This window comes from Alteromonas sp. 4NH20-0104, from assembly GCF_057547795.1.
Window position 1 is genome coordinate 98302 of sequence record NZ_BAAJLP010000008.1, and the last position, 26889, is coordinate 125190.

Consider the following 26889-nt stretch of genomic DNA (forward strand, 5'->3'; position numbering starts at 1 on the left):
TAAAAAAATATATTTTTCCAGGAGACTTGCAGTATCAACTGACTCTGACACTTTATATAGCCCGTAGCCGCCTGTATATAGTTAATACCTTTTGCCGGAAATTACTCTTCAGGTTATTGAAATCGTGTAACTAAATATTTTTCACGTATGCAAATTCAAACCTTCTTAATGAATCACACATAGCAACTTTGCAAATCTGGCGTATAGTTTACTTTTTATCCTAATCGCGTTGTTGAATGTAGATTATGAGTGCCTGTTGCCAGAGAAATTATCTTCAAAACAAGGGATTGTTATTGCTTAGTGCTGTGGCACCCAATGTTTATGCTTTCCCGTCTTCCCTCCAGTCCCTGTCGCCGGACCAGTTTAATCTCATAGTGTATGCCGGTGTTGCAGGTGCCGGGTTCCTGTTACTGATGATTTTATTCGGTGCATTCAAGCGAAGCAGGCTCACTAAGCAGCTCAGCAAAGCTAATGCGCTGCTAACCGTTCAACAGGAGCGGTTGAATGCCGTCAGCGTTGGCGTCATCCTGGTTGATGAGAATCTGGCTGTCTGCTACGCAAACCGCACTGGTGCCTACCTGTTGGGACAGAATGCCGACACCGTTAAAGGCAAGGGACTGGCCGAATTGCTGCCAGTTGACGCACAACAATTACTCAACCAGGCCAGTGGTGCCAGCCGCGAGTTATCAATGCAGTGTGTACTTGGTCAGCGCGACAGGGCATACCGCTTACGTATTAATCCGGCGCTGAGTCAGGCAGCAGATGCTCACATGATGGTTATTGTTGAAGATGTGCAGGATTATCAGCAACAGCTGGATGACTCAGCAGCCATGCTCGAGCATATGGGCAGCCTGTTTGACGGGCAAAAAGTTGGCCTGGCTGAAATCGACCTTTCGGCCCAGCAACTGACCCTCAATGAAAGTTTAGTTACCTGGCTCGGCACTCAGCACAGCGACCTGTCGGTAGCCGACTTTATCCAACGGGTAGTCGATCGCGATCAGCAAATGCTGACCGATGCTTTTGAGCGTCTTGCGAGTGGTGAAATACTGGCGGCCGATACGTCCTTGGTGGCGGCTGATAATAGCATCATACCGGTCACCCTGTGTGGGTCGCTTGCCGAGCATACCAGTGAATCAGGTTCTCCTATCGGGCATATTTCGGTGGTCGACTGCAGGGAAATAACCCACACCAAAGCGGAGCGTGATGTGGCAATCCAGCGCTTCAGCGCATTGCTCGCCAGTTCCACTCAGCCGCTCTATCTACTGGATGGAGAAGGGAAGTTTGTTGACGCTAACCGGGCCTTCCTGAGCTTATTTAACACCGATCTAATGTACATTAAAGGGAAGCCATTAAACGACCTTAAGCAGTTTGATGAGGCGTTCAAAACGCTCCATCAGAGCCGTGACAGAATAACCACCAGGCGCCAGATGATTGCGGTTAAGCGGGAACATGGTTTATCCCTTTCTCTGAATGTTATTTTGCAGGCGCTGGCCGGCGAGTCAGGCGGGGTTATGGGTATCATCGAAGACCATACTGAAGTGGAGTCTTTAACCCATGAGGTGGCTCAGGCCAAAGACCGCTTAAGTATGTTTACCGACCATTCGCCAATGGGCATCGCAGTGTTTAATCGTGAAGGTGAAATTAAGGAAGTTAACCAAACCCTTTGCCGACAACTGGATATGAATAGTCAGGACTTGTTATCACACTCCTTTTACCAGTTGTTTACGGATAAAGCGGAAACCGACAAACTTACGCTGCGACTTGACCGTCATGATCAGGCAAGGGAATTTCCGGCGCGGCTCAAAAGTGGCACTAACAAAACCCTGTCGACGACCTTGCATGCCAACAAAATTAGCGAGATCCCAGAAGAGTATGTGTGCTGGATTGGCAGCCGTGAAGAGCAGGATTATCTGAACAGTCGCTTTGATCGCCTGGTGAAATACGCCAGTGTGCCGGTGGCGCTGTTAACCAACGAGGGTTTTACCCAGTTTAATTCTGCTGCCTGTGCTTTCTTTGGCATTCAGGATGAAGAAGAGATGCTGGGGCTGCAGTTAACAGCCCCTGAACTACACGGTGCTGCGGCAAATACCGAGACGCTCGCACAAAAGCTGGATATCGTTGGCAGCCGGGGTCAGGTGGTTACCCTAAGCTGGCAACACCAGTACCAGCAGCGAACGCTGCCCTGCGAACTGACGCTCATTCCCATTTTAAGGGACGCCAAACTACAGGGTATTATTTGTGTCTGGATAGATTTGCGTGCCATTGAACAAGCCAAAGTGGCGCGGACGGAGGCGGTTAAACTTCGCGAAGCGGCCGAACTTGAAGTTGAAGAAAAACAACAACAACTGGCCAGCAGTCAGCATCAGTTAGCACAACAACAGGAAGCGCTGGCTGAAACCGAACAAACCCTGGCTCAGGCCGAGCTGAAATTACAGGATGCAGAAGTTACCCTGTCGGAGAAAATAGAAACTATCTCTGAGCTACAACAGGCGCATAAGGATATCAGTGAACACCTGGCCAGCCTGAAGTTTGACTACACACAAAACCGCGAACTCCTGGAAGAAAGCCAACAGGCAAACGCGGCGCTTGAAGCGCAACTTGAACGCTCCAGCATGAAAGTGGGCAGTCTGGAAAAACAACGCAATCAGATCGCCGATGCCCTGCAATACAGTGAACGTAAATACCGTGAGGCGCAGGATCAACTCGAACAAAGCCAACAGGAAACACAGCGACTGGAACAACAGCAGGCTGAGCAACAATCAGCGGTTGAAAATTACGTAGCGGAAATAGCCGGTTTACAGGCGTCTATTGAAAATAAAGATAAGCAAATTGGCGACGTGAGCGGCCAGATTGCCGCTTTACAGTCACAGTTAAACAGTTCCAGTGAAGCGTCAGAGAAGCTGCGCGAGCAACTGGTAAATCAACGCAAGGCCAGCGAGCAGGCAGAAGTGGAGCGCCGAGAGCTGGCTATGGCGTATCAGAAAATGCAGGCCGAAGCCGAAGGAAAAGCGCGTCATATCGATCACTTGCAGCATGAAATGCAGATGCTTGAAACGATGTCTACTCAGCAGAAGGGTGATATGCAGGCCCACGCAGAGCAACTGGCCAAAGAGCTGGAAGCCAAGCAGTCGCAGTTGCAGTCAACGCAAACGGCACTGGCAGAAATAAAGCAACAGGCAGAACAGGATAAGCAGGAAAAGGCCGCGCAGCAGGAACGTCTGGCGCAACTGCAGAATGATTTGGCCGATATTGAAAGCCGCACGGTTGAGCAACAGTCGAAAGTTGCCGAAGCAGATGCGCAGCGCAAGGCTGAGCATGAAGCGCTGCAGCAGGCACTGCAGGCCAAACAGGCGGAGTTACAACAAACAGAGCAGATCCTGTCTGAGGCCAAGCAACAAACTGAAGCTGAAAAACAGGAAAAAGCCCGTCAACAGGCTATCTTCGCCAAGCTCCAGGAAGAGCTCGGTGAAATGCAGTACAAATCCAGTCAGCAACAGCAAGCCATACAGCAAAGCGAGCAAAAATGGCAGGCTGAACAGGAAACACTGGCTAAGGAACTGGCTGCTAAACAAGCAAAGCTTGCCGCAGCCGAAGCGGAACTGGACAACCGCCAGAAGCAGATGGAAGCAGAAAAACTGGAACGTGAGTCACAGCAGAGCAAGCTGGAACAATTGCAGTCGGAAATGGCCGACGTGGCGCAGCGAGCCGCCAAGCAGAAAGAAATGATGCTTGGCAGTGACGAACAGTGGCGTAAGCATCACGAGGAAATCGAAGCTCAGAAGCAACAGTTACAGCAAGCGCTGGAGGAAGCTCAAAGTCAGAATTCAGCAATGCAGAACAAACTGCACTCAAGTATGAGCGAGCTGGCTGATGCTGAAGAGAAAGTAACGCTGACACAAAGCGAAGAGCAAAAAATGCAGGAAGAGCTGAATCGCTCCAAAGAACAGGCGCAGGCATTAGAAGCACGGCTGGCGCAACAGGAAGAGCAGGAAGCAAGACTTCGGGCTCAGGTTGAACAGCAGCAGTCTTCACTGAAGTCCAGTCAGAACAGTATTGAGCAACTCGAACAGCAACAGCAGCAGCTCACCGAGCAACTGGAGGCCGTGCAGCGCGAATACGCCGCCTCGCAGCAATCGTTAAATCAGCAGAATTCTTCACAGTCTGATTTACATGCCCAGCTTAGTTCACTGGAAAATGAACTGAGCGAGCGTAAATCGCAACTGGAGAATCGCGAGAAGGCGTTACAGCAAGCTCAGACGAAATTGAAAGACAGTGAGTCGAGACTGGCAGAACAGGAGAAAGCGCTGGTTGAAGCGCAAAAAGTGGAGTTGCAACAAGCGCAGGAAATTACTGAACAGGTACGCGAAAAACCAGATTTTGCCAATCTTGCTATGCCGCCTGATCCAAATGCCTGGTTTGATTTGCTGAATTATCTGCAAAGCAGTCATCAGGTAAGCTCAATGGCCACGTCTTTAACCAGTTTGATGGACAAACTGTCGGCCGCAACTCAAATTATGGATGAAGCGGTGATGGCCGACGATCATCGGGCCATACTGCTGGGGTGCCGGCGGTTAATAAGCGTTATTAGCACCATTAATTCAGCACCGCTCAAAGATATGGAGTCACGACTGAGCGCAGACTGTAATCATGACAACATCGACAATATTTCTATTTACTGGCCAATGGCAAAGCAAAACCTGCAGCGTACCCTAAGAGTGATTTATTCTCACCTGTATGAAGATTAATAGTGGGTTTGGCGGTTTGTGGCTTAGTTGGGTGAGTTCTAATTTAATCAGGCAAAAAATAAATTAGGACTCAATCAGTTATAACACTTCAGCTAATGGTCAAAAGCGGACGTTTCGATAGATTCCACAAAGCTCACTCTGGAACTAATAATTTCGCTAAAGCGGACATCAACACCTAAATATGGGGCACAAATACGTAGGCTAAACTGCGAAGCAGAGCCTGCGTGTTTGTGTCCAACATAATTTCATAGACCGGGTTACAAAGTAAATATCAATGGTGCTGAGCGATAACCGACTTTAACCAATGGCTAAAATGATCATCATTTACCGAGATATTTTGTGCCCGGAATAACGCCGATACGCGTTGCGCTTCTTCAAGTTTTCTTATGCTTTTTAACACTTCAGGAAAGCGCTTTACCGCAGTTTGTGAACTTACAAAGATTAAATTTTCCGGATCAACCCGATGTAATTTCTGCGCTGTTGCAAGACGCTTATGGCAACGACATGGGTTCTTGGTTTTCACTAGTCCACAGTTTTTCGTCATAAACTCGATCACTGTACGGCGCGCCCGGGACAGGCGTTGGCGATAGGTTTCGGCCGACAACGCAAGAATGCTCGCCGCTTCCAACTGATCAAGGTCTAAAATTTCGCCAAGAATATAAGTGATTCTCATGGCGGGCGTGACACATTGAAGGAGCGCCAGCGTGCAACCCACTCTCAATTCTGCAAGGAGTTTATCATCATAGGCACTGGCGCTATCCTGCTCTGCTAAACCACTATGCAGGTCTTCGCTGAAGTCATCCAAGGACATCAGTCTGGTGGGACGTGTTTTACGCCTATCCAGCAGATGATTTGTAGCAATGCGATACACCCAGGTTTTAATACTGCTGTTACCTTCAAATTGCGCAAGATGTAACACGGTTTTGAGTAATATATCCTGGGTAGCATCCTTTGCTTCATCCGGTGACATAAGAAAGCGCAGGCACAAGCGGTAAACTTCCGGCTGAATGACTCTGAGTAACTGGTCAAGGGCCGATTGATTTCCTTTTAATGCATCACTTACCATTTGATTCAGTTGCCCAGAGTTTTTCATCGTGTAGGTTATGCTTCCAGTAATGCTTTAAGGGTTTTCAGTTCGTTTTCAAGAATAGTGGCTTGCTGTGCAAGCGCGCCTTCCAGTTCTTCCAGCGGCGCTGGTGGTGGCGTTAAGGTAAAACTATACAAGGTTTGGTGTTCTGCTAATGGCGAAAGCCTGGAGTACGCGACGGCCGTGTTGCCGTCCGGAAACGTTAGCAACCAGTCAACATTACCCACGGTTGGGTTAGCACTGGTTTTTAACCCAATGGTTACGGTTCCGGCTGGCGTTTTTAGTTGCGCAGTATCCGCGGTAACGTCGCTGAACGCATTGGTCCAATGGGGTAAATTGCCAGGGTTGGCAATAAATTCGAATACCTTTGCAAACGGTTGGTCGATCACAATACTTTTTATTACATATAACATGAATGTTGTCCTCTTTATGAATCATGTAATGGTTTAGACGAACAACACCCGGCATGTGTGACAAGGAATTTGAATTATTTTAATTTAGGATACCAAAACGCGTTTGATTACAGATACCTTGCTCTGCTCAGCAGTTTAATGAATTGACTTGCAAATCAGTAAACAGGACGGGTTAACCGTTGCAATATAGCCGGTGCCCCGGCGGTATAGGCAGTTGAGCATGTAGTTGACGAATTACTTGGTCCAGCTAAATTTGGCGAATGCAGCATCCACTGGCGTGTGACCAATGTGGTTAATGTAGTTGCTCATTACCTTTTGCGTCAACCCCAGAATAATTTCAAGTACGTGACGCTCCTCATAACCCGCAGCTTAGAACGCGTCGAGATCTGCAGCGCTGATCACCCCACGATTGCGGGTAATCAGTAGCACCATATCCTGTAGTACCTGTAACTTAGAGGTCGGCATGGGTTGCTGGTTTCGAAGCGCCTCGGTCAGAGCCGGATCAACTTTCATCGAATGCGCAATGGCGGTGTGAGCAGGAACACAGTAGTGACAGCCATGCTCTTCATTAATGGTTTGCCATACAACTGTTAGTTCTTCAGCATCAAATGACGTTTTCTGGAACTGATCATGCAGTACTTTATAGCTTTCAAGCACTTGCGGCGATGCATCCATAATGCCATGTAAATTAGGCAATATTTCAAACGCTTTAATCGACTCTTCCAACATTGGCTTGCACGCTTCTGGCGCGGTATCTAAGGTATGTACAGTTAATGACGTCATGTGTTTTCCTCGTGGTCAGATTTATTTCGTACCGATCGGTAAACTAACATCAAACAACTTTAACATAGTTGATTTGTTATTCAGGAGGCGGAAATGAAAACAGTGCTGGCTTTTGATGTTTATGGCACGGTAATAGACACGCGCAGCTTGTTAGCAGAACTAAATGGAAGTGGTATTAGGGAGTGTTGACCTTTGCTGTGCACTTTTGCAGCAGACACTTCACTTTACCTACAATCAATTACACGTATCGCTCAGCGAAAACCAACGCAACGAGCTGTTAGCCAAATATTTGCAGTTGCCCGCGTTTACTGTTGCTGTTGGTTCGTTATCTGCGCTGGCAGAAGACTATTCTCTGATTGCCTTTTCAAATGGCGAGCAACAGGCGGTCAACAGTCTGCTTACCCACGCAGGTATATACCAATCCGTCTAGATAAGTGCTCACTCAGCGCGAGATTCATACTGTCTGGCAAAGAAGTCACTTTCCGGTTTGGTAGTGCCAAATCAAAAGTGACTGATGCAGCTCAGAGAGCATGAAGGCCGGGCCCTTCGGGAATCCTTAGGACTCTCTATGTCTGCGTTACTCGAGTTTGAAAGGCTATAGCATTCCTACACTCGAGCGCCTTGACCTAAATAGTTCTGAGGTTTCTGTGCTGATCACTTTTCTAGAAGGATTAATGGTATTAAACAGTTTTTTGATAGTGTGATCACGGCTGATGCCGTTAGAACCTTTAAACCGGATCCCGACATCTATCAGTATTTACTGAAATCTACCGGGTGCAGTGCCAGCCAGACCAGGTTGATATCAGGTAATCCCTTCGATGTGCTTGGTGCCAATGAATGCGGTCTGAATACCGTTTGTGTAAAACGTAACCCTCACACGGTCTTCGACCCATGGGGGGTAAATCCGACAATAGAAATTACTGAATACGCACAACTTGCTGCTGCACTGAAAAATCCCCGCTAACATGCTATCGACAGCGTATTCTAACTGAGATAGTTCCGCGCCACTGCGTGCCATGGCGGTCGTGCCTTTCGACAAGGTATACAACGCCAGCGCGTTGTCTTGAGCATGCGCGTCCAGTCCCAGAGCAATGGCTTCCGGAGATTCAGTAAATAGCGCCGCATAGAGTTGAATGGACAGCGCATCTGTGCGCGCCAACATTTCCGCCGCATCGTCCGGGATATTGCCACTGATGATTTCGGACTGACACAACACTAAATAACAGCCTTTCGCATGTTCCGTATCGCATTGCATGGCCAGAATAGACATCATGTGCGCTTTGAAGCGCTGTTGTAAGGGAAGCTCAGCGTTTTGCAGTAGCATTAAATGCGGCTGCATTCGTGTATCGAGGTAGCGCTGAGTCCATAACCAGGGTTAGATACATCGTCCCCTGGTCAATAGAAAAGGAAAAAACGGCGGAGGTGGTTACCCGTTCAATTATGCCCAAACAGGCAAACGAGCGGCAGGAAAATGGTCTGCACTTCGGCGCTTATGGTGCATAGACCATCAAAATATACCTTTTCCGCAGGCTATTTTCGCGATTGGTATATCGTCTCAGGGCGAAGAAATTTACGCTGTGCCGGGTATGCCCATAGCCATCGTTTCGATGGCTATGACTGTGGGGAACTTAAGCAATTTTATCGGCTGAATACGCGATGTACTTCTGCTCCTGTAACTCACTTAACTGTTGAGTGAGTGTCGCTTTAATATTGTCGAAGGCAATACTTCCCAGAGCAACCCTAAATGGTGGCTTCGTCAGACTCGCGACATTCAGAATTGCCTCGGCCGTTTTAGACTCATCACCTTTTAAATTAAAGCTGCGGGATTGTAACCCCGCTTTGAGCTGGGCAACAATGGAATCCGAATACGCTGGGGATGTCGGGGCAAAGTCTATGGCAGTAATAAAAGCAGTATCAGTTGGCCCGGGCTCAACAATGATAAAATCTATCCCAAATGCCTCCACTTCCTGTTTTACCGCTTCAACAAACCCTTCAATTCCCCACTTTGTTGCATGATATAAACTGAATCCAGGATAAGCGACCCGGCCTCCCTCAGATGAAACCTGAATAATTCGCCCTCCACCCTGTTTTCGCAAATGCCGTATTGTATGCCGTATAAGGTGGATCGAGCCTAATAAATTGGTACTGATTTGCTTTTCTATCTGGTTATCCGAAAGGTCCTCTGCAGCACCAAATAAACCATATGCGGCGTTACTTACCACGTAATCTATATTGCTCCCGCTGTCGAACAGGGTATTTATTATCGCATCGATTTGTTTCACATCTGTCAGGTCCAGGTACATTACCTTTAACTGATCAGCAAACTGCTGTTGTAACGGCTGCATCGCATCGATTCTTCTCACCAATGCGATAACCTTATCGCCGTTGGCCAGAATTTGATGAGTCAGTTGATACCCGATCCCCGACGATGCCCCCGTTATTAACCACGTTTTCGTTGTCATAATGCCTCCTATAAAATGAGACACCATTGTAGGGACTAACCAATAATGCTTTAATACTCAACATTGAGGATGTACTGTTGAGTAAATATGAACAATGAGAAAGCCCTCATTAGCAGAATTAAATGCATTTGTGTGTGTCGCTTCCCATCTTAATTTTCGTAAAGCGGCCGATGAATTAGGCGTTAGCCGTTCAGCGCTAAGCCATCTGATCAAAGGGCTGGAACAGCAACTTGGCATCCAGCTTTTCAGGCGCACAACCCGAAGTGTTTCAATTACTGAGCCAGGCGAATCACTGATGAATCAAATCAATCCATTATTAAAATCTATGGATGATATTTTGTTTACCATCAGTGAAACGGGGAGCAAACCCCAGGGCTCGCTCAGAATCAATGGCAGCGAAGGGGCTTTACGGCATCTGATGAATCACTATTTGTATGCTTTTCACACGCAATTTCCTGACGTGGATATCGATCTGTATTCAGATGGCGCGTTAAGCGATATCACCAACAAGGAGTTTGATGCCGGCATCAGATTAGGTGAAAGTATTCCTAAAGATATGATTGCCGTTCGCATCAGCCAGGATGTCAGATTTCTTGCGGTTGCATCGCCTCAATACTTATTAAACAGAGCAAAACCTGAACACCCCAAGGATTTACTCGCTCACCAGTGCATCAGGCAGCGACTGCCCAGTGGCAAACGCTACATATGGGAGTTTGGCAATAACGACAATGCCATAAAAATCGACCCACCTGGTTCACTTACACTCAACAATAATCATTTGATGACAGAAGCCTGCCTGCAAGGGCTGGGCATTGCATACCTACCGCAGGGTTATGCCGCTCAAGCCATAGAAGACGGCAAGCTAGTTGTTCTCCTTGAGGAATGGTGTCCCCCGGAGCCGGGGCTGTTTCTGTACTTTCCGCGCTATGTGCACATGAACTCGGCCTTGAGAGCCCTGATCGATTTCATTCGTGCACGTGGCCTTAGTGCATAATTTTGGGGCTATAAACCGATTTCCTCCGGTTATCTGTTCGAAGGTAAGACTCCTGCTTTCTCCAAAAGCGGCATGAGGTAAATCCGATAAAAAGGAGCCGGCAGTAGCCGAACGTCCGCTATCAGAGAACCATTTAGTACAAATAATGTACGGATTACTTCTGCTATTCGCTCTTTTCGGCCATTAATCAGTCAGATTTGATTGAGCTTAAAATTCTAAACTGTCAGAACGTCTATGTGTCAGTACAGCTTAGATTTGTGAACACCAAGCGATTTTGTCGTACTTTAATTACCACGCGATTCTGTCGCAGCGTTCTGGAACGAAGAGCTCACCACATTGGCTAGAATAATAATAAATAAACCGCTTTACTTGTCTGCACGATTAGCGTACCCTGACTAGGCTTTAGAAAGTTAAAGCTTTATCCCTTACTGCATTGTGCGTCTCTTTTTCTGCTTTTTATTCAATTAAGTCGAACTTGTATTTACATTTGCTTTACTGGTAAATGTTTTCTTCATATCTATAGCTTCATCGATGGCACGCCATCGCACTTAATATTTGAATAAAAAGGTTTCAATTATGTCTGATTCTGTAAACGGCGTAGTAAAGTGGTTCAATGATGATAAAGGTTTTGGTTTTTTAACTCCTAATGACGGCGGCAAAGATGTTTTCGTACATTTCCGCTCTATTGCTTCTGAAGGCTTCAAGTCACTGGCAGAAGGCCAGCAGGTTCAATTTACTATTGAACAGGGACAAAAAGGTCCTCAAGCTTCAAACGTCGTACCTTTATAAATCAAAATGATTTTTTAAGGCTGGCATCAACCAGCCTTTTATCTTACTCCAACACTTTTTTCTGTCCGACCACCCACCATTCAGAAACACCTCTTTTTAAGCACTATAAAAATAAGAAACTCTATGATTCGTACATTTAATGGTTTAAGCATTAATGCCAAACCACCTATCTCTAATATTTCTGTCAATAAATTCAACGTTGCGTTTGAAGACTGTCACGATAAAAAATACGTGCCGCTTAAAAGCGCCATGGAAGCGAAAAAATTTGTAGCCTGGTTACTGGCTATTTAATTTAACGCCCCTTCCTGCTGACGCTGGAGATTAACTCCCAGTGCACTGCTGATAGGTAATATAACGGTCTTGCCTGCGGTAGATATTAAACACTTCCGCACCACCATTTGGCCGGGCCAGAGTGACTTTTTCGGCGAGTTGCCAATCTTCGTGAGAGAAATCGACAGGCTCGCAACGCTTGGGAATAAATCCTGAAATTGCCACTACCTTCGCTTCTCTGTGATTGCCTTGTCCGGAGGTGCCGTACTCCATTGCTCCGGCAAACGTTCGCTGCTCGGTGGTTTGCGAAGCATGTTTATTCAGCACTATGCTTCCAGCCCCCTGAATTGCGGTGACGTCTAATACCAGCTCGGAGCTATCACTGAATTGCCTGACCAGCCTGAAGCTTGCCAGATTTGCCAAAGGAGCGGTAAACCTGTGCAGAGAGGGTAGTTGGTTTGCCGCGTGCAGTAACTTTGTAATGGCTGCCTGCAAGGACTGAAAATTCGGATCCCTGGCAATGGCGTTATCGATATCGGTATTCAATGCGCCTGAACAATTAATTCTTGTCTGCGTGTAGTCTAACGCGGTCTGACACAGTTCAGAAGAATGGAGTAATCTGGCTTCTGCCAGTTGGCCTGAAGCATCCCTGATCACGCCATCTTCATCTCTATAAAGCTGATAGTGTTGGGGCATGGATTGTTTGAGGCGGGCGATTTCAGCCAGAGCCGCTGTAACATTCACTTCCTGTTTGGTGGGCGCTACTGTTGTTGCCAATTGACTGCCTGTCATCAGCTCATTGTTATTGCGATCGTAAACATCCGGTTTCGTGGTGATGGCGTATTTCAGTGTCTGTTGGTTATCCACATCAAAAAATGTGACGTAGTGAGTTTTGCCCGGGTAGGTAGCTTCAGACACTGCACAATCGCCATCTTCTACTTCGCAGGGCAGGATATCCATCTGTTGAGGACTATTTGCCAGTGCGCTGGCCCTGAAATCCTGAGGGCAGGCTTTAAAATCAAACCCTAACGCGGTGGTGCATATCTCTGCGCTGGCGGAATCGGCGGTGTTGGCAATACTGTAAAACGAAGCAGTTGAAACAATAAGCGTGAACAGCATGGCCCTGGTAAGTGCAGGTAATCCCATTTTGTGTAATCCTTTAACATCACCATCCGCTTGCAGTTCAGCCAAAAACAGCCTGACTAACGGGATGGATTTCCAGTCTTGCAATCAGGGTAACATCCCGTAACGGTTAGTCAAAACGCCCGCTAAAACGTACTCCTAAAATGACGGCGTCATTCGCTTCCCGGGCTGCACCCGGTGAGCCAATCCATTGCAGACTGGGCTGAACGGCCAGGCCGTTATTAAACGAGGCAGAATAGGTGAGTTCCAGCGCGGTTTCATCGCTACCATACTCCGGAGATCTCACGTCTGAGGTTCGGGCGTGAGCAATGGCGAGGCCGAACTTCTCGTCACCAAAGCCCCATAGTCTAACGCTGGCTTGCAAACCAACAGAGTAAAACTCGTCAAAAAAATTAAATTTACTGGCGCCGACGCCCGCTCGACCAAACAGCGTAAGTTGGTGCTCAGCAGGTCCTGCTGGAAATCGGTGTTCGATGCGTAAATATAAGCCGGTGTTTTTGCCCCGGCTGGCGCCGGCATTTTGCAGTACTACAGAATCATCATTGTAGCCCCACCATCCGGCCAGTAATTTATGTTGTGCAGTCTCGTAAGCGTATTCCGTTACCACCAGAAGGTTGATGCGTTTTTCTTCCTGAGCAGCGGTATGGTAATAAAAAAGTGGGTCGCCCGGTTCGCCATCAGCGAGCGCAAATTGCACCGAATGATGACCTCGATGATAGCCAAACTTAGCGGTTAAACCGGGTTGCGGATAAGTACTTGGACCGTTGGGACCGCTGATACCAAATACAGAGCCCATGCCAAAGGCGCTGTGCACAAAAAGATTGGCACTCTCAAGCACGTCAAAGTGGTAATTAATATCATAAACGCCAACTAAAGCCGAAAACGACGACGTAGCATAGCCCAGTGCAAGGGTGCCTATATGCACGCCGGCTTCACTGGCTTCAATGTTGCTGACTCCTTGTTCATCGCCCACCACATCGGAAATAGACTGGTTATCAGTGAGCCATAGCTCGCCCTGCAGGGAAAGCCCTGAGTCAAAACGGTATTGAGCGCCCAGGTTAGCGAAATACAACAGAGCAGAGGAACGCTTCCGCCCGCCATGCAGACTGGCAAAAGAGTCAATAATGACTTCCGCGTAAATATCAGGCGTATTGGCAGGCGAATCCATAGCGCTTTAACTTCCGTTACTGTGTTGATAGCTGAAAACCTACAGGTATTAGCAGGTTAACGCAGTTTATGTCACAGAGTATAGCGCTATTTGGGGCCAGGTTTGTCGTGGGCGAAATGCGTTCTGACCGGCGCTCAGCTAAAACAGTTTACTGCCCCAGCCAAGTTTTTTACGCAGTACGTTAAAGTAACTGTAACCGGCAGGATGGACCAATGACAGTCGGTCGTTACTTTTCCTTACGCGTATTTCGTCGCCGGGCAGGGCGGGGAGCACAATATGACTATCGCAGCTTACCTGTACGCTGTCGACGTTAGCTTTGGATACCCGCATAGAAATAGTGCTGTTTGCGTCAACCACAATGGGCCGGCTACTTAAGGTGTGCGGGAACATGGGAACCAGTGTCAGTGCATCAAGGTGTGGCATCAAAATAGGGCCACCACCAGAAAGAGAATAAGCAGTTGAGCCTGTAGGGGTGGCCACAATCAGTCCGTCTGAACGCTGACTAAACACAAACTGATCGTCAATAAAGACTTCAAACTCAGTCATGTGGGCCACTTTGCCGTGGTGCAATACCACTTCGTTCACTGCCGAGTTATTACTTTTTAATTGCTCGTGGCGATACACTTCCACTTCCAGCAGAAAGCGTTGTTCAACCATGGTTTCACCGTTATAGATGAGATCCATTTGTTGAACCACTTCGTCGGGGTGAATATCGGTGAGAAACCCCAGGTTGCCCCGGTTTACACCAACCACATGAATGTTGAAGCGGGACAGTACGCGTGCGGCGCCAAGCATATTGCCATCGCCGCCTACCACCACCGCGAGGTCGGCCTGTTTTCCAATAGAGACAAGGTCACAAACGGTGAAGTCATCGCCCTCCATTTCCTGAGCGACGCTTTCCTCAACAAGAATGGTGCATTGCTTTGCGCGTAGATAATCTGCTAACGCATTGAGGCTTACATGGGCACCTTCGTGGGCCGCTTTACCGATTAATCCAACGGTGTTGTATGGCATGTTTTTCGTCTTCCCCACATCCTGAGGCGACATTACCATAACCTTGTGCGCAAAATAAAGCGGGAGGTGATATTAAGCACCTCCCGCTGATAACGCCGGTGTTTATCTGGCGGTCCAGCCACCATCTAAAATCATGGTTTGGCCGGTAATATTGCGAGCGGCATTACTCATTAAGAAAGCGGCTGTTTCGCCGAGTTCTTCCAGGCTAATAAACTGCTTTTTCGGCATAGGCTCAAGCATGATTTTATTGACCACTTCTTCTTCGGTAATGCCGTTTTCCTTGGCCTGTGAAGCAATCTGCTTCTCTACCAAAGGGGTTTTTACGTAAGCCGGACATACCGTGTTGATGGTGATATTGGCATCACCGGTTTCAAGTGCGATGGTTTTTGAAAAGCCCAGTAAGCCATGTTTCGCTGCAACGTAGGCCGATTTAAACGGTGAGGCAACGACCGAATGAATGGAGCCAATATTAATAATGCGGCCGAAGTCTCTTGCGCGCATGCCGGGCATAAATGCCTGAGTCAGCAGAGCCGGGCCTACCAGCATAATATTAATCAGCATTTGCCATTTTTCAGGCGGGAAATCTTCAATTTTAGACACGTGCTGAATACCGGCATTGTTAACCAGAATGTCCACCGGAGTGTCTTTCAGCTTGCCGGGCAAGGCGCCAACCTGTTCAGCGTTGGTAACATCTACTTCCACTGGCAGTGCTTTGATGTTTTTGCCGGCCAGTTTTTTACACGCTTCTGAAGCGGCATCGGCGTTGATGTCGGCCACTAAAATAGTGTGTCCCTGAGCGCCCAGAAATTCAGCAATACCGTAACCAATGCCACTGGCACCGCCGGTAATAAAAATATTGTAAGATGACATAGAAAAATAATCCTTAGCGTGTGGCTAGATAATCAATAAAAGCATTCACCGCTTTAATTTGCGGTCCTTCACTGGTGGCGTAGGCGTCTGACGTGTACCCCCACCAATCCCAACATCCCTGCGGATTCATTGGCATGATTAACGATTTTCGGGTTTGTGGGTAAATAACGACTAACTGGTTGTCATCGGCCCAGCGGTTGAGGCCGGTTTGCTCTACATAAGCCATATCAACGGCTTCTGCATACTGATTACAACCATGAAAACTCACATGTACGCGGCAGGCTTCGCCATTACTGCATGATGCCGGAATATAAGCGTAACCTTTGTCGGCCAGCGTGCTGGCATCATCGCCGGCAATCTCCTGTTGATCAAAGGAAATCACTGCACCTTCTAATACGTCATCAGGGGGATTTAGTTCACCTAACAGGGCTGTCAGCAGCTCGCCTGCGGCGTCATATTCACATTGGCCGATGTAAGGGGGAGCAGAGTCCAGGCAACTGCCGCCGGCATCAACAGTGGGAAACACGTGTGAAAAAGGTTTGTCGTTTACATAAGTCAGCTGTTCAGCCGGCACCCACTGTTGGTATTGCTGATACAAGGCGTCGCTAACCGCTGAGTTGACCCGGGTATCGGCGCTCCCATGCAGCAACCACACGTTGTCGTCTTTTAAGTTGGCCAGCGGCGGAATTTTGCCTGCTTGTGCCCAGTTTTTAGCCTGGGCACTCAGGGCTTTGATATCCAGCGGCGAATTGACTTTATCCACGCACTGACTAAGGGCAACAGCGATATCATTCTGTGCACAGTAATAGGGGCCTGAGGCCAGCATCGCCGCACCGGACACTTTGTCACTGTTGGCCAGATGAAACTGAGTGGCCATAAAGCCGCCTGAGGATAACCCCGACACGGTAATTGCTCCGGTATCAAGCTGTAAACTGCCATCCTGCTGTGCAATACCGCTGTGAGTAAAGGTTACAAGACCAATACCCAAGGCCGTTTTTAAGGTCGTGTTCATCGATTAAGGTCCTTGTTAATACTGTAAAAATGCTTCAATCGCATCGGCTTTTTGTTTAATACTCACCACGCCATCAAAATGGCCCAGACTGCCGCTGAGTTCTTCATAGCGACTGTCCTTTCCTTGCTTTTGTAAGGCATCGTGGGCTTTCTGCGCCATATACGGCATCAATAATAAGTCATTTTCTGCCGGTAAAAACAAGGTTTTTGCTTTCACCGAACGCATAGTCTGGCTGAGTGAGTCGCCGTGACCGGCGAGAAACAGCTGACAGGCCCTAACCAGATACAATAAATGATTGGCATCCATTTTTTCAGCCCGGGTACGGGCTCTTTCGGTTAGCCAGGTTACAATACTGTGTGATTTGCGGATGCTACTTAACGGACCGGTTTCCAGCGGGTGGTAGTTAAGCGATTCTCCCTGCTGATTAAAATACAGCGGGTGCAGTGCCTGCTGTGTAATAAGCATTAACGCGGCGGCAAGCCCATCGAGCGGTGGTTCGCCATCGTAATAGTCACCTTCCTGCCAGTTTTTATCCAGCCGGATGGGAATGGCCCATTGCTCTAAAGCCGCAGTGGTCCAGGCGTCGCTGTCACCGGTGCCGATTACCGAAACCATACGTGGTACCCAGTCGGGATAACTGGCCGCCCATTCCAGTGCCTGCATAGAGCCCATGGATGGCCCTATAACCGCATGCAATTTACTCACGCCCAGGCTCTCCAGCACCGCTTTTTGTACGTTAACAAAATCTTTAATCGTGACCACCGGGAAGTCGAGTCCGTAAGGTTTACCCGTATCCGGGTTAATGCTGGACGGACCGGTGGTAATAACATTGGGATCATGGGCATTGAGGTTAGCCAGGCTGTCCACACTAATAACAAAATACTGGTTAATATCGATGGCTTTACCCGGGCCGATAATGGCGTCCCAGTAGCCGGGCGCAGCATCATCGGGATGATACTTGCCTGCAGCGTGGGAGTTGGCGGAGAAATAATGGGTGATCAGTATCACATTATCTTTGGCCTGATTGAGCTTGCCGTAACTTTCCCAGCCTACCTGCAGTGACTTGATAGTCCGGCCGCCAACGGTCGTGTAAGACGGCATGCTAAATCGTTGTTTGGTGGTTAATAACACCTCTTCAGATGCGGCGACTACTGCCGGCAGGGCCAGCAGTAAGGCGCAGCACAAAAGGAATATCCGTGCCATGGTGACTCCTTAAAACAAACTAAACAACGCGATGGCCATTGCCAGACCAAGCAGCGGTACAACAACGGTTAACGCCGCCACAGAGCCATAGGCGGCTTTGTGAGTTTCATGGCAAATTGCCCGAATGGTGGTCACAACGTAACCATTATGCGGCAAAGAGTCCAGTGCGCCGGAGGAGATAGCCACAATACGGTGTAGTTCCTCGGGTTCAACGCCGCGGTCGATATAGTGTTGACCTATTAAAGGCAACACTATTGCCTGACCGCCCGAGGCAGAACCGGTTAAACCGGCAATAACGCTTACCGCCACGGCGGCACCAATTAATTCATTGCCCGGCAGGTTAGCCATGACTTCCACGGTAGATTGGAAGGCATCGGTATTTTTAGCGATAGAGCCAAACCCCACCACCGCAGCGGTATTGCCAATAGCGACCAGCGCGCCGGTGGTGCCGGTGTTAACCGCTTTGGAAAGATCATGGAAATACTGAAAGTTAATCAGCATCAGCGTTAACACACCGCCGGAAAGTGCCACGATAAGTGCCAGCTGCGCCAGTGATTCGTGTAGCCAGAAGCTTAAAACCAGCACGACGATTAAGGGCACAACACCGGTTAATGGATGAGGCAGGTCGCGCACCGGCACTTTAGGGTCAGTTGACCGCTCTTCAAACTGTTCGCCTTTCGCAATGGCTTTGCCAATCATGCGCTTAAGCCACCAGTAACCAAAACTTGCCATGAAAATGGCCACTACCAGACTGACTTCCCAGCCAGCAAACGGCGAGGTGCCGAGGTATTTAATCGGGATCCAGTTCTGGATTTCCGGTGAGCCCGCCGAAGTCATGGTAAAAGTGACAGAGCCAAATGCCATGGTAGCCGGAATAAAGCGGCGTGGCAGGTTGGCATCTTTAAACAGGCTTAATGCCATGGGATAAACTGAAAAGGCAACCACAAACAAACTGACACCGCCGTAGGTCAGAATAGCGCACGCCAGTACCACTGCAACCACAGCATGTTTAAAGCCCAGTTTTCCTACTATCCAGCGGGCTACAGAATCTGCCGCGCCGGTATCTTCCATGAATTTGCCAAATATCGCCCCGAGTAAAAACATAAAAAACCAGGCTGAAATAAAGCCTGCGAAACCACTCATATAAGTGGTGACGAAATTTGCGTCGCCGGTAAACAGGGGAAGGCCGCTAGTCAGCGCGACAATCAGAGCACACACCGGCGCCGCAATGAATAAATTCATGCCGCGTATAGTGAGTACGATAAGCAGTCCCAGTCCACCAACCAGTCCGAGTAAACTCAACATAATGTTACTTTCCTTTGATTGAAATCTGTGACCGCAGACTCTTCATCAGTGGTGCAAAGTGTGGCCCTTATTAACAAATCTGCCCATAGTACGATGGTACTAGTTACGAAATTGTTAAAAGTCTCTACAGTTAACTCGACCGCGTTCTTCAGAAAGATTTTTTGATTTATTAAAACAAGGGACACCCTATGAAACACACATTCGGTAATAAAATAAATTTTAGCCGCACACTCTGCGCTACGGCGGTAACACTGGCCTGTCTGGGCTCGCAAGCTGCTTTGGCTCAGGATTCTGAAGACGGAATCGAAAAAGGAAAACTGGAAAAAATTGAAGTGACGGCCCGTAAAACGGTTGAAAGCCTGCAGGAAGTGCCGGTTGCAATTACCTCTTTGGGGGCTGTTGAGCTGGGCAATAAAGGGATCAGTGTTTTAACAGAGGTGCAACAATTCTCGCCTAACACCACCTTACAAACCAGTCGGGGAACTAACTCTACGCTGACCGCGTTTATTCGTGGTCTGGGCCAGCAGGATCCGCTGTGGGGCTATGAGCCAGGTGTAGGTATCTATATAGATGATGTGTACGTTGCCCGTCCGCAAGGCGCCGTGCTGGATCTGCTCGACGTGCAGCGAATAGAAGTACTGCGTGGGCCTCAGGGCACATTGTATGGTAAGAATACTATTGGTGGTGCAGTAAAATATGTCACCAAAGACATGGTGGGTGAACCGACCTTTAACATCGAAGGTACCGTGGGTAACTATGGCCGCAAAGACGTAAAGGTAACCGGCCAGTATCCACTGGTTCAGGATAAAGTGTATCTGGGCTTCGGTTATGCCAACCTGAATCGCGACGGCTACGGCGAGTTCCTGCAGAGCGCACTGGAAGGTCAGGACCGCGAAAACTATAACAAAGATCTGTGGGCCGCACGGTTAACCCTGGAAGCGCATATCACCGACGATTTATTTTTCCGTTTAGGCTGGGATAAAACCGAAGATACTTCAAACTCTAAAGGGGGGTATCGTCTGCTGCCCAGTATCTTAACCGATGCGCCGGTACCGGATTCTGTTTATGACTCGTACACCAGTTTACCGACCTGGAACAAAGTAGAGCTGGAAGGCTACAGCTGGTTGCTGCGTTACGATGTGTCTGATGACCTCGAAGTTAAATATATTGGTTCACACCGTGAAAGTTACTCGCCAACCAATATCGATTTTGATAACACCGCGCTGGATATTTTTGATGTCCCGGCTATTTATGAAGATGAAAACGATACCCATGAACTTCAGGCTAACTACCTGGGTGACAACTTTACTCTGGTGAGTGGTGTGTATTATTACGATGGTGAGTCCTGTGGTCAGTTTGATGCGGTATTGGGCTTCCTCGGCCGTGCAGCATTCGGTGTACCGGGCCTGACGCGTGAAGTGTCTGGTTGTAACAACAGTGAAAGTGTTGCGGTATATGGTCAGTTAAACTACGACATCACCGATAAACTGTCGGTTTCTGTTGGTGCCCGTTATACCGATGAGGAAAAGCAGGCCACGGTGTATAACGGTCTGGTCTTTGCCAACGTTTACCCCGAATCAGACTGGATCCCTGGATATGTCCGTCCGGACGGTGAGCTGGTACCACAGGTACTGGGTTCAGACTCAGATGGCGATGACGTACTGGATGCTCCTGCGGTCGATAGCTGGTCGCGTTTTACTCCGCGCTTAGGTGTGGAATATCAAATGTCCAGAGACACCATGTTCTTCGCCAGTTACTCGCAGGGTTTCAAATCGGGTACTTTTAACCCTCGTGCAACCACCAATGAACCGGGTGTGAGACCTGAAGTGGTTGATTCTTATGAAATTGGCGTGAAGAGTGATGTCACAGACAGCTTCCGTGCTAACGTTACCTTGTTTGCTTACGACCACAGCGATCGTCAGTACATCGGTATCGAGCCGGGCGGCGACAATGCGGCTGATCTGCAACAACGTTTACGTAACGCCTCAGAAACTGCCGCGAAAGGGGCTGAAGTGGAGTTAACCTATGTGGCTTCGGATAACCTGACGTTATCGGCTGCCTATGGTTATATAGACTTTGAAATCAAAGAAAACAACGCCGTGCCGCCACTGATTGGCCTGGCCAGCACGCCGGAAAACACCCTGAACCTGGCAGCTAACTATGCGCTGGATACCAGCATGGGTTATTTCAACTTTAATGCTAACTACTACTATCGTGACGATTACCTGTTGTTTGAAACCAGCGATCTGATTGCTCAGGATGCCTATGGCATGGTGAACGTAAGCGTGAACTGGGAAAGCATCGAAGGCGACTGGTATGGTGGTATTCATGCGAAGAACCTGACCGATGAAGAATATCTGGTGGGTGGTTATGATTTCGTAACCCGCAACGAAGACGGCAGCTATGGTCCTGGTACGGGGGGCGACACCACACTGATTGGTTACTATGGCGACCCAATGACTATCCAGTTAACGGTTGGCTATCGCTTCTAATCGGGCCGTGCCTGATTAACCATAAAATGGAAACGGCCAGCCTTCGCTGGCCGTTTTGTTCTTAACATTATGATTTTGCGATATACTTTATGAATAACGCTATGTTGAGTCAGGTAGAAGTTTTGGATACGCGTATTTTAATTGCCGATGATCATCCTTTGTTTCGCGCTGCCATGCGCCAGGCAATGGTGGATATTGTGGGTGACAACATAACCGAAGTTGCTTCGTTTTCTGAAGCTTACAGCGCTATTGAAGCCGATGACTCACTGGAGCTGGTGTTTCTGGATTTGAATATGCCGGGCAACGAGGGGCTTACCGGGTTAACCACCTTGCGCACCCAGTTTCCGGGAGTATTGGTTGTGATTGTGTCGGCCGAAGAAGATCCGGTGCTCATTCGCAAAGCTATCGATCTGGGGGCCAGCGGCTATATTCCTAAGTCCACTCCTCTGGCCGGGATTGCCGAAGCGGTTAACCATGTGCTCGATGGCGAACAGTGGCTGCCTGAGAATATTAATGAAGCCATTGAAGCGCTCGAAAACCAGCAGGATAAAGCCTTCGCCGATAAGCTGGCGCAGTTAACGCCGCATCAATTTAAGGTGTTGCGGATGATGGCTGATGGATTGTTGAACAAGCAAATTGCTTACGAACTGGAAATTTCTGAGTCTACGGTGAAGCAACATGCTTCAGCGGTGCTACGCAAGCTGGAAGTGATCAATCGAACTCAGGCGGGTGTGTTGTTTAAGCAAATGATGAACATGGAAGATTAAACCGCTAAGGGTGTCACCGACCGCCATACAGAGCACGGCCAGTGACGGGGCACCGGATTACTGGTTATCCAGCACTAAAACGCCTGCACCGGTATTCGAAATAGGTGCATGGTAATGTTTGTGCAGCACGGCAGCGTCGTCTTTTAAAGCGCCACGCATTACCAGCCACATAATGGTTTCAATGCCTTCACTGCCAGCCCGGCGAATAATTTCGGCATTGCTGAACTGGGTCATCCATTCTGGATCGGTGGCAATTTTATCCATACATTCCAAATCAAATTCCACATCGATAATGCCGGCACGCTCGCCCTGTAGCTGGTGGGACATGCCTCCGGTACCCAGGATCACCACCCGGGTATCTTCCGGATAGGATTCAAGGGCTTTACCCAGTGCTCTGCCCAGCTTTAAACAGCGTGCGGCTGAGGGCACCGGGTGCTGAACCGTATTCACCGCCAGCGGTATAGCTTTTACCGGCCATTGTTCATGGTCGCCAAATAATGCCCGGATGGGATTGACAAAACCATGATCGACTTTCATTTCCTGACAGGTACAAATATCAAATTCCTGCTCAATCAACGACTGTGCCAGATGCCAGGAGAGCTTTACATCACCGGTAAATGACGGCACCGGTTTAAGTCCCCAGCCCTCATCGGCATTGTGATAGACATCTGCACAGCCAAGTGCAAAGGTAGGCACTTTATCGAGAAAGAAATTCAAACCGTGGTCGTTATAAACCACTATCACTACATCAGGTCTGGCTGCTTTTAGCCACGCTTTGGCGGGCTCATAACCATCGAAAAAACGTTTCCAGTAGGGTTCCTGAGTGAGCCCCTGAGAAATTGCGTTGCCCACTGCGGGGATGTGTGAGCTGGTGATCCCACCAATAATTTTAGCCATTCCAGTAATCTCCTCGTTTTGCCAGTTTGTCACTCAGCCCGTCGCCTTTGTCGAGCAGTCGCTGCTGGAATTCTTCTGTGGTGATGCCCTGAAAAGCGGCACCTGCATCCTGCACCGATACGCCGCGCGGAATACACATCTTGGCCAGGAAATAGATGTTGGCACCTAATCGCAGCAGACCCAGAAAATCCTGGGCTAGCACGGCGTCTTTATATTCACCGGTTACGCCCATTTTGTCGCAATACGCGGCCGGATCGGCGTCAAATTCTGCCCGACAGGCTTCATCGTTGAAGGTATACAGCAATTTATTGATTGTGTAGGCCGGATGCGCCCGCTGACCATCGAACACGTAAGTGCCGGGAATGTCATCGTAGTCCTGTTTTTGCCAGTTCATGTGAGCCCCTTATTTGTTTGATAATTGTATTTTATGTAGATATTATTGCTTTATAAGGGTTAAATTAGTTATTTAATGGTTAATTTTGTAGATTGTAATAATAATGTTGGGTAATTTAGAGTTTGTTGATCTTTATGGTGAGAAAGGGCGCTTCTGGCATCAGACCTTTTTGTACTGCGAGCCGCTAACCCAGCGCAGCGCCCGCCATGAATGGAAAATTCACCCCCATCGTCACCAACATATTACGCAACTCTTTGTGGTTACTGAGGGCGGCGTAGACGTGCAGTTTGATGATGAACACCATCACATTGAAGCACCGGCTTTGTTATATATTCCCGACGGGGTAATGCATGGCTTTGACTGGCAGTCCCACTCACAGGGAACGGTATTATCGGTGGCCTCGCCAATGCTTCGTCAGGTAGAGCAAAATATTGGTGAGTCCGTAGAGGCGTTGGCTGAAGCGTTTGTGTTGCCCATAACAGCTAACTACCGCAGCCCGTTGCAAACCATTTGCCTGGCGATTCAGCAGGAAGCTAACACCGCTTCATTGCATCAGAGCAATATGTTGCAAGCCCTGTTACAGCAATTACTTATCGTAATGCACCGCATGCAGCCGGCCCGCAGTGAAGAAGGGAGTCTGAGTAAACCTGAACGCAAATTAAGGCAGTTTCAGCAGCTTATTCGCCAGCACTTTACCGAACAACACAAAGTGGCCTGGTATGCCCAGCAAATTGGCGTCAGTCAGGCCCACCTTAATCAAATCTGCCAACAGCATTTTCAATCCAATGCGCTGGCGCTTATTCATAATGTGCTGATAAGCGAGGCTAAACGCTTCCTTATTTTCAGCGATACCGCAGTAGCTGAAATTGCCGAGCGGCTGGGGTTTACTGAGCCCGGATACTTCAATAAATTCTTTAAACGGTACACCGGGCTGAGCCCTGCCGTGTACCGTCGTCAGAGTCAGGGTTAGAGGTCAAGGATTAAGCGTGGGCTTTTAGCCCGAGAGCAGCAGACGGCTACCCGGTCCATTTGTGCTTTTTCTTTGTCGGTCAGAAACACATCTTTGTGATCTGCTTCACCGCTTAATAACGGGGTTATACAGGTACCACAGACGCCTTCTTCACAAGACACCGGCACAAAAAAGCCATTATCCTCCAGTGCTTCCAGCATAGACTCATCTTTGCCAACACTGACTATCTGGCCGGTACTGGCAATTTCCACCTCAAAGCTGCCGTCACCGGAATGATCAATGGGCTCCGCGGTAAAAAATTCACGATGTAGCCGTGCCGGGTCGACACCCTGCTGCGCGGCCAGACTAAGGACGTCGTTAATAAAACCATTCGGGCCGCAGACAAAAATATCGCTGTTAGCCGTGGCTGCTGCGAGCACCGCACTGATATCCAGGCGGGCGCCCTGAGTCGCTTTATCGTGAACCTGAACGTTAGCCAACGACGTGTAGTGTTCGCTAAGTAAATTATCAGACGCCTTGGCGATGGCATAGCTCAGCTTGAACGGCCGGTTGCTGCTCAGGCATGCTTCAACCATGGGGATAAATGGGGTAATGCCGATGCCAGCCGCCAGAAACAGGCAGGGGCTATTATCTTCAGTAAGCGGAAAGTGGTTACGAGGCTCACTGATAGTCAGTTCAGCACCAGGCTGCAATGTCTGGTGAATATAGCGGGAGCCGCCTTTACCTTGTTCTTCCCATTGCACGGCAATCTGATAATGCTGCGCATCGAGAGCGCCACACAGAGAATACTGACGTATCATGCCATCAGGTAAGAACACATCAATATGAGCCCCGGGCGACCACGCAGGCAATGCCTGGCCATCTTTGGGGCTCAGGGTCAACCTGGAGACTCGGGAAGTTACAGCCTCTTTCTGGGATACGATAACCTGGTACATATCAGGCCACTCCATTGGTGGCGGCGGGCTGTTCTTTTTTCATGGTGCGCTCAATCATACGCCGGGCCTGAACGCCGCCGGCATCAATGTCGAGTTTAAGCAGCTGGCGGTCGGGGAAGCGCTGCAGATTAAGTTGCTGACGTTCGAGAATGTCTAAATCTTCGCTGAAAATTTTGCCCTGGCCTTCCTGAATAGAGGCGGTCAGTGCTTCATCGTCTACTTTAAAATTACGCGCCATCCCCCAGAAATACCACATGGTGCCATCGGTTTCAGGCGTAATAAAATCCACCACAATACTGCCGGCTTTTTGTTCTGCCGGTGCATCGTAACCACCGTGGCCGGCCATGGCCACACCCACTTCAATCATCACGTGACTGGGCAAATCAAAACGACAAATCTGCCAGCGGTCTACTGGCTGATCGGTTGGCAGGCCATTTGCGCTTAAGCCATTTTGCCAGAAGGGAGGTGGTAAAATGTTTTGCATAAACCGGCTGGTGACCACCTGGCCATTTTCCATGGTGGTTTTTACCGGCGTTTCATCGATTTCCTTCTGACCAATGGAACTGGCGTGCACATAGGTTTCGTGAGTGAGATCCATGAGGTTATCAATCATCAGGCGATAATCACACTTAATGTGGAATAACCCACCGCCGTAGGCCCATTTTGGATCCAATGCCCAGTGAAGCTCCGGGATCAGGCTCTCATCTGCAGCGGCTTTATCACCCGGCCAGATCCAAATAAAACCATAGCGTTCAACCACCGGAATCGGTTTGATACAGGGAAAGTTTTCGACCCGTTGACTGGGCATGCTACGGGTTTTTCCGTCGGCGCCCATTTGCAGGCCATGATAACCGCATACAAGGTTGTCACCTTCAACATAACCCAGTGATAACGGGGCTCCACGATGAGGGCAGAAGTCTTCAACGGCTTGCACCTGGTGCTGACTATCACGATAAAAAGCAATTTGAATATTACATATAGTACGGCCCAGCGGCTGGCTGGCTTCAATTTCGTCACTGGTTGCTGCAACATACCAGGCGTTGCGAATAAAATGGCTCATATGCAGGGATCCTTGTTTTGATTACACCTTCAAATTGGATCCAATGTTAACAATGTTAATTTTATGTTTCCAGTGTTTTTGGATCCAATTTTAAGTGTAAAAAGCCAGTTTTGCGC

23 protein-coding genes and 1 pseudogene are annotated in these 26889 nt (G+C 48.7%); 9 read left to right on the forward strand and 15 right to left on the reverse strand.

Annotated elements, in window-relative coordinates:
• Window positions 1-293: 293 nt before the first annotated feature.
• Window positions 294-4745, forward strand: a complete 4452-nt coding sequence (locus AC27IB_RS07910; protein WP_487120107.1) for a PAS domain S-box protein — start codon at window positions 294-296, stop codon at window positions 4743-4745.
• 271 nt (window positions 4746-5016) lie between these two features.
• Here AC27IB_RS07910 and AC27IB_RS07915 read toward each other — a convergent pair whose 3' ends face one another.
• From AC27IB_RS07915 to AC27IB_RS07925, 3 genes and pseudogenes are all read right to left on the reverse strand, one after another.
• A complete protein-coding gene (locus AC27IB_RS07915) occupies window positions 5017-5838 on the reverse strand; it encodes an RNA polymerase sigma factor (protein WP_487120109.1) in 822 nt (273 codons plus the stop codon).
• Window positions 5839-5846: 8 nt separating this feature from the next.
• A complete protein-coding gene (locus tag AC27IB_RS07920; RefSeq protein WP_487120111.1) occupies window positions 5847-6245 on the reverse strand; it encodes a hypothetical protein in 399 nt (132 codons plus the stop codon).
• 234 nt (window positions 6246-6479) lie between these two features.
• Window positions 6480-7028: pseudogene (locus tag AC27IB_RS07925) on the reverse strand (carboxymuconolactone decarboxylase family protein).
• Between the two features lie 163 nt (window positions 7029-7191).
• Here AC27IB_RS07925 and AC27IB_RS07930 point away from each other — a divergent pair.
• Both AC27IB_RS07930 and AC27IB_RS07935 read left to right on the forward strand, forming a co-directional pair.
• Entirely contained in the window at window positions 7192-7458 is a 267-nt protein-coding gene (locus AC27IB_RS07930) for an HAD family hydrolase (RefSeq protein WP_487120113.1), read from the forward strand.
• 270 nt (window positions 7459-7728) lie between these two features.
• Complete coding sequence (locus AC27IB_RS07935) at window positions 7729-7992, forward strand: HAD hydrolase-like protein (RefSeq protein WP_487120115.1); 264 nt, start codon at window positions 7729-7731, stop codon at window positions 7990-7992.
• A gap of 664 nt (window positions 7993-8656) precedes the next feature.
• Here AC27IB_RS07935 and AC27IB_RS07940 read toward each other — a convergent pair.
• The gene (locus AC27IB_RS07940; RefSeq protein WP_487120117.1) at window positions 8657-9490 is read right to left on the reverse strand and encodes an SDR family oxidoreductase; all 834 of its coding nucleotides are present in this window, start codon (window positions 9488-9490) and stop codon (window positions 8657-8659) included.
• A gap of 94 nt (window positions 9491-9584) precedes the next feature.
• Here AC27IB_RS07940 and AC27IB_RS07945 point away from each other — a divergent pair, with 94 nt between their 5' ends.
• From AC27IB_RS07945 to AC27IB_RS07955, 3 genes are all read left to right on the forward strand, one after another.
• Window positions 9585-10484: a LysR family transcriptional regulator gene (locus tag AC27IB_RS07945; protein WP_487120119.1), complete on the forward strand. Its 900-nt coding sequence runs from the start codon at window positions 9585-9587 to the stop codon at window positions 10482-10484.
• Between the two features lie 576 nt (window positions 10485-11060).
• Window positions 11061-11273: a transcription antiterminator/RNA stability regulator CspE gene (gene cspE / locus AC27IB_RS07950; protein ID WP_296052527.1), complete on the forward strand. Its 213-nt coding sequence runs from the start codon at window positions 11061-11063 to the stop codon at window positions 11271-11273.
• Window positions 11274-11396: 123 nt separating this feature from the next.
• A complete protein-coding gene (locus tag AC27IB_RS07955) occupies window positions 11397-11564 on the forward strand; it encodes a hypothetical protein (RefSeq protein WP_296052529.1) in 168 nt (55 codons plus the stop codon).
• 30 nt (window positions 11565-11594) lie between these two features.
• Here AC27IB_RS07955 and AC27IB_RS07960 read toward each other — a convergent pair whose 3' ends face one another.
• From AC27IB_RS07960 to AC27IB_RS07990, 7 genes are all read right to left on the reverse strand, one after another.
• Complete coding sequence (locus AC27IB_RS07960) at window positions 11595-12773, reverse strand: hypothetical protein (protein ID WP_487120121.1); 1179 nt, start codon at window positions 12771-12773, stop codon at window positions 11595-11597.
• 22 nt (window positions 12774-12795) lie between these two features.
• A complete protein-coding gene (locus AC27IB_RS07965) occupies window positions 12796-13854 on the reverse strand; it encodes a carbohydrate porin (RefSeq protein WP_487120123.1) in 1059 nt (352 codons plus the stop codon).
• Between the two features lie 138 nt (window positions 13855-13992).
• Complete coding sequence (gene nadK / locus AC27IB_RS07970) at window positions 13993-14868, reverse strand: NAD(+) kinase (RefSeq protein WP_296052556.1); 876 nt, start codon at window positions 14866-14868, stop codon at window positions 13993-13995.
• A gap of 102 nt (window positions 14869-14970) precedes the next feature.
• Entirely contained in the window at window positions 14971-15738 is a 768-nt protein-coding gene (locus AC27IB_RS07975) for a 3-hydroxybutyrate dehydrogenase (protein ID WP_296052536.1), read from the reverse strand.
• 13 nt (window positions 15739-15751) lie between these two features.
• Window positions 15752-16750, reverse strand: coding sequence for an extracellular catalytic domain type 2 short-chain-length polyhydroxyalkanoate depolymerase (locus tag AC27IB_RS07980; RefSeq protein ID WP_487120125.1), 999 nt, complete (start codon window positions 16748-16750; stop codon window positions 15752-15754).
• 15 nt (window positions 16751-16765) lie between these two features.
• Window positions 16766-17953, reverse strand: coding sequence for an E22 family MetX-like putative esterase (locus AC27IB_RS07985; protein ID WP_487120127.1), 1188 nt, complete (start codon window positions 17951-17953; stop codon window positions 16766-16768).
• A gap of 9 nt (window positions 17954-17962) precedes the next feature.
• Window positions 17963-19258: a GntP family permease gene (locus AC27IB_RS07990; protein WP_487120129.1), complete on the reverse strand. Its 1296-nt coding sequence runs from the start codon at window positions 19256-19258 to the stop codon at window positions 17963-17965.
• Between the two features lie 188 nt (window positions 19259-19446).
• Here AC27IB_RS07990 and AC27IB_RS07995 point away from each other — a divergent pair, with 188 nt between their 5' ends.
• Window positions 19447-21750 carry a TonB-dependent receptor gene (locus AC27IB_RS07995; protein ID WP_487120131.1) on the forward strand — a complete coding sequence of 768 codons (2304 nt, stop codon included), beginning with the start codon at window positions 19447-19449 and terminating at the stop codon, window positions 21748-21750.
• A 122-nt stretch (window positions 21751-21872) separates the two neighbouring features.
• Window positions 21873-22517, forward strand: coding sequence for a response regulator (locus tag AC27IB_RS08000; RefSeq protein ID WP_487120133.1), 645 nt, complete (start codon window positions 21873-21875; stop codon window positions 22515-22517).
• A gap of 57 nt (window positions 22518-22574) precedes the next feature.
• Here AC27IB_RS08000 and AC27IB_RS08005 read toward each other — a convergent pair whose 3' ends face one another.
• Together AC27IB_RS08005 and AC27IB_RS08010 are read right to left on the reverse strand one after the other, a co-directional pair.
• Entirely contained in the window at window positions 22575-23414 is an 840-nt protein-coding gene (locus AC27IB_RS08005) for a class III extradiol dioxygenase family protein (protein WP_487120135.1), read from the reverse strand.
• Complete coding sequence (locus AC27IB_RS08010; protein ID WP_296053276.1) at window positions 23407-23808, reverse strand: protocatechuate 3,4-dioxygenase; 402 nt, start codon at window positions 23806-23808, stop codon at window positions 23407-23409. The genes AC27IB_RS08005 and AC27IB_RS08010 overlap by 8 nt, the downstream gene beginning before the upstream one ends.
• A 103-nt stretch (window positions 23809-23911) precedes the next feature.
• Here AC27IB_RS08010 and AC27IB_RS08015 point away from each other — a divergent pair, with 103 nt between their 5' ends.
• Window positions 23912-24778 (forward strand): helix-turn-helix domain-containing protein, encoded by an 867-nt coding sequence (locus AC27IB_RS08015; protein WP_487120137.1) that lies wholly within the window; start codon window positions 23912-23914, stop codon window positions 24776-24778.
• Here AC27IB_RS08015 and AC27IB_RS08020 read toward each other — a convergent pair.
• Window positions 24775-25713, reverse strand: a complete 939-nt coding sequence (locus AC27IB_RS08020) for a PDR/VanB family oxidoreductase (RefSeq protein WP_487120139.1) — start codon at window positions 25711-25713, stop codon at window positions 24775-24777. The two genes, AC27IB_RS08015 and AC27IB_RS08020, sit on opposite strands and share 4 nt — an antisense overlap.
• A 1-nt stretch (window position 25714) precedes the next feature.
• Window positions 25715-26773: an aromatic ring-hydroxylating dioxygenase subunit alpha gene (locus AC27IB_RS08025; protein ID WP_487120141.1), complete on the reverse strand. Its 1059-nt coding sequence runs from the start codon at window positions 26771-26773 to the stop codon at window positions 25715-25717.
• Between the last annotated feature and the right edge of the window lie 116 nt (window positions 26774-26889).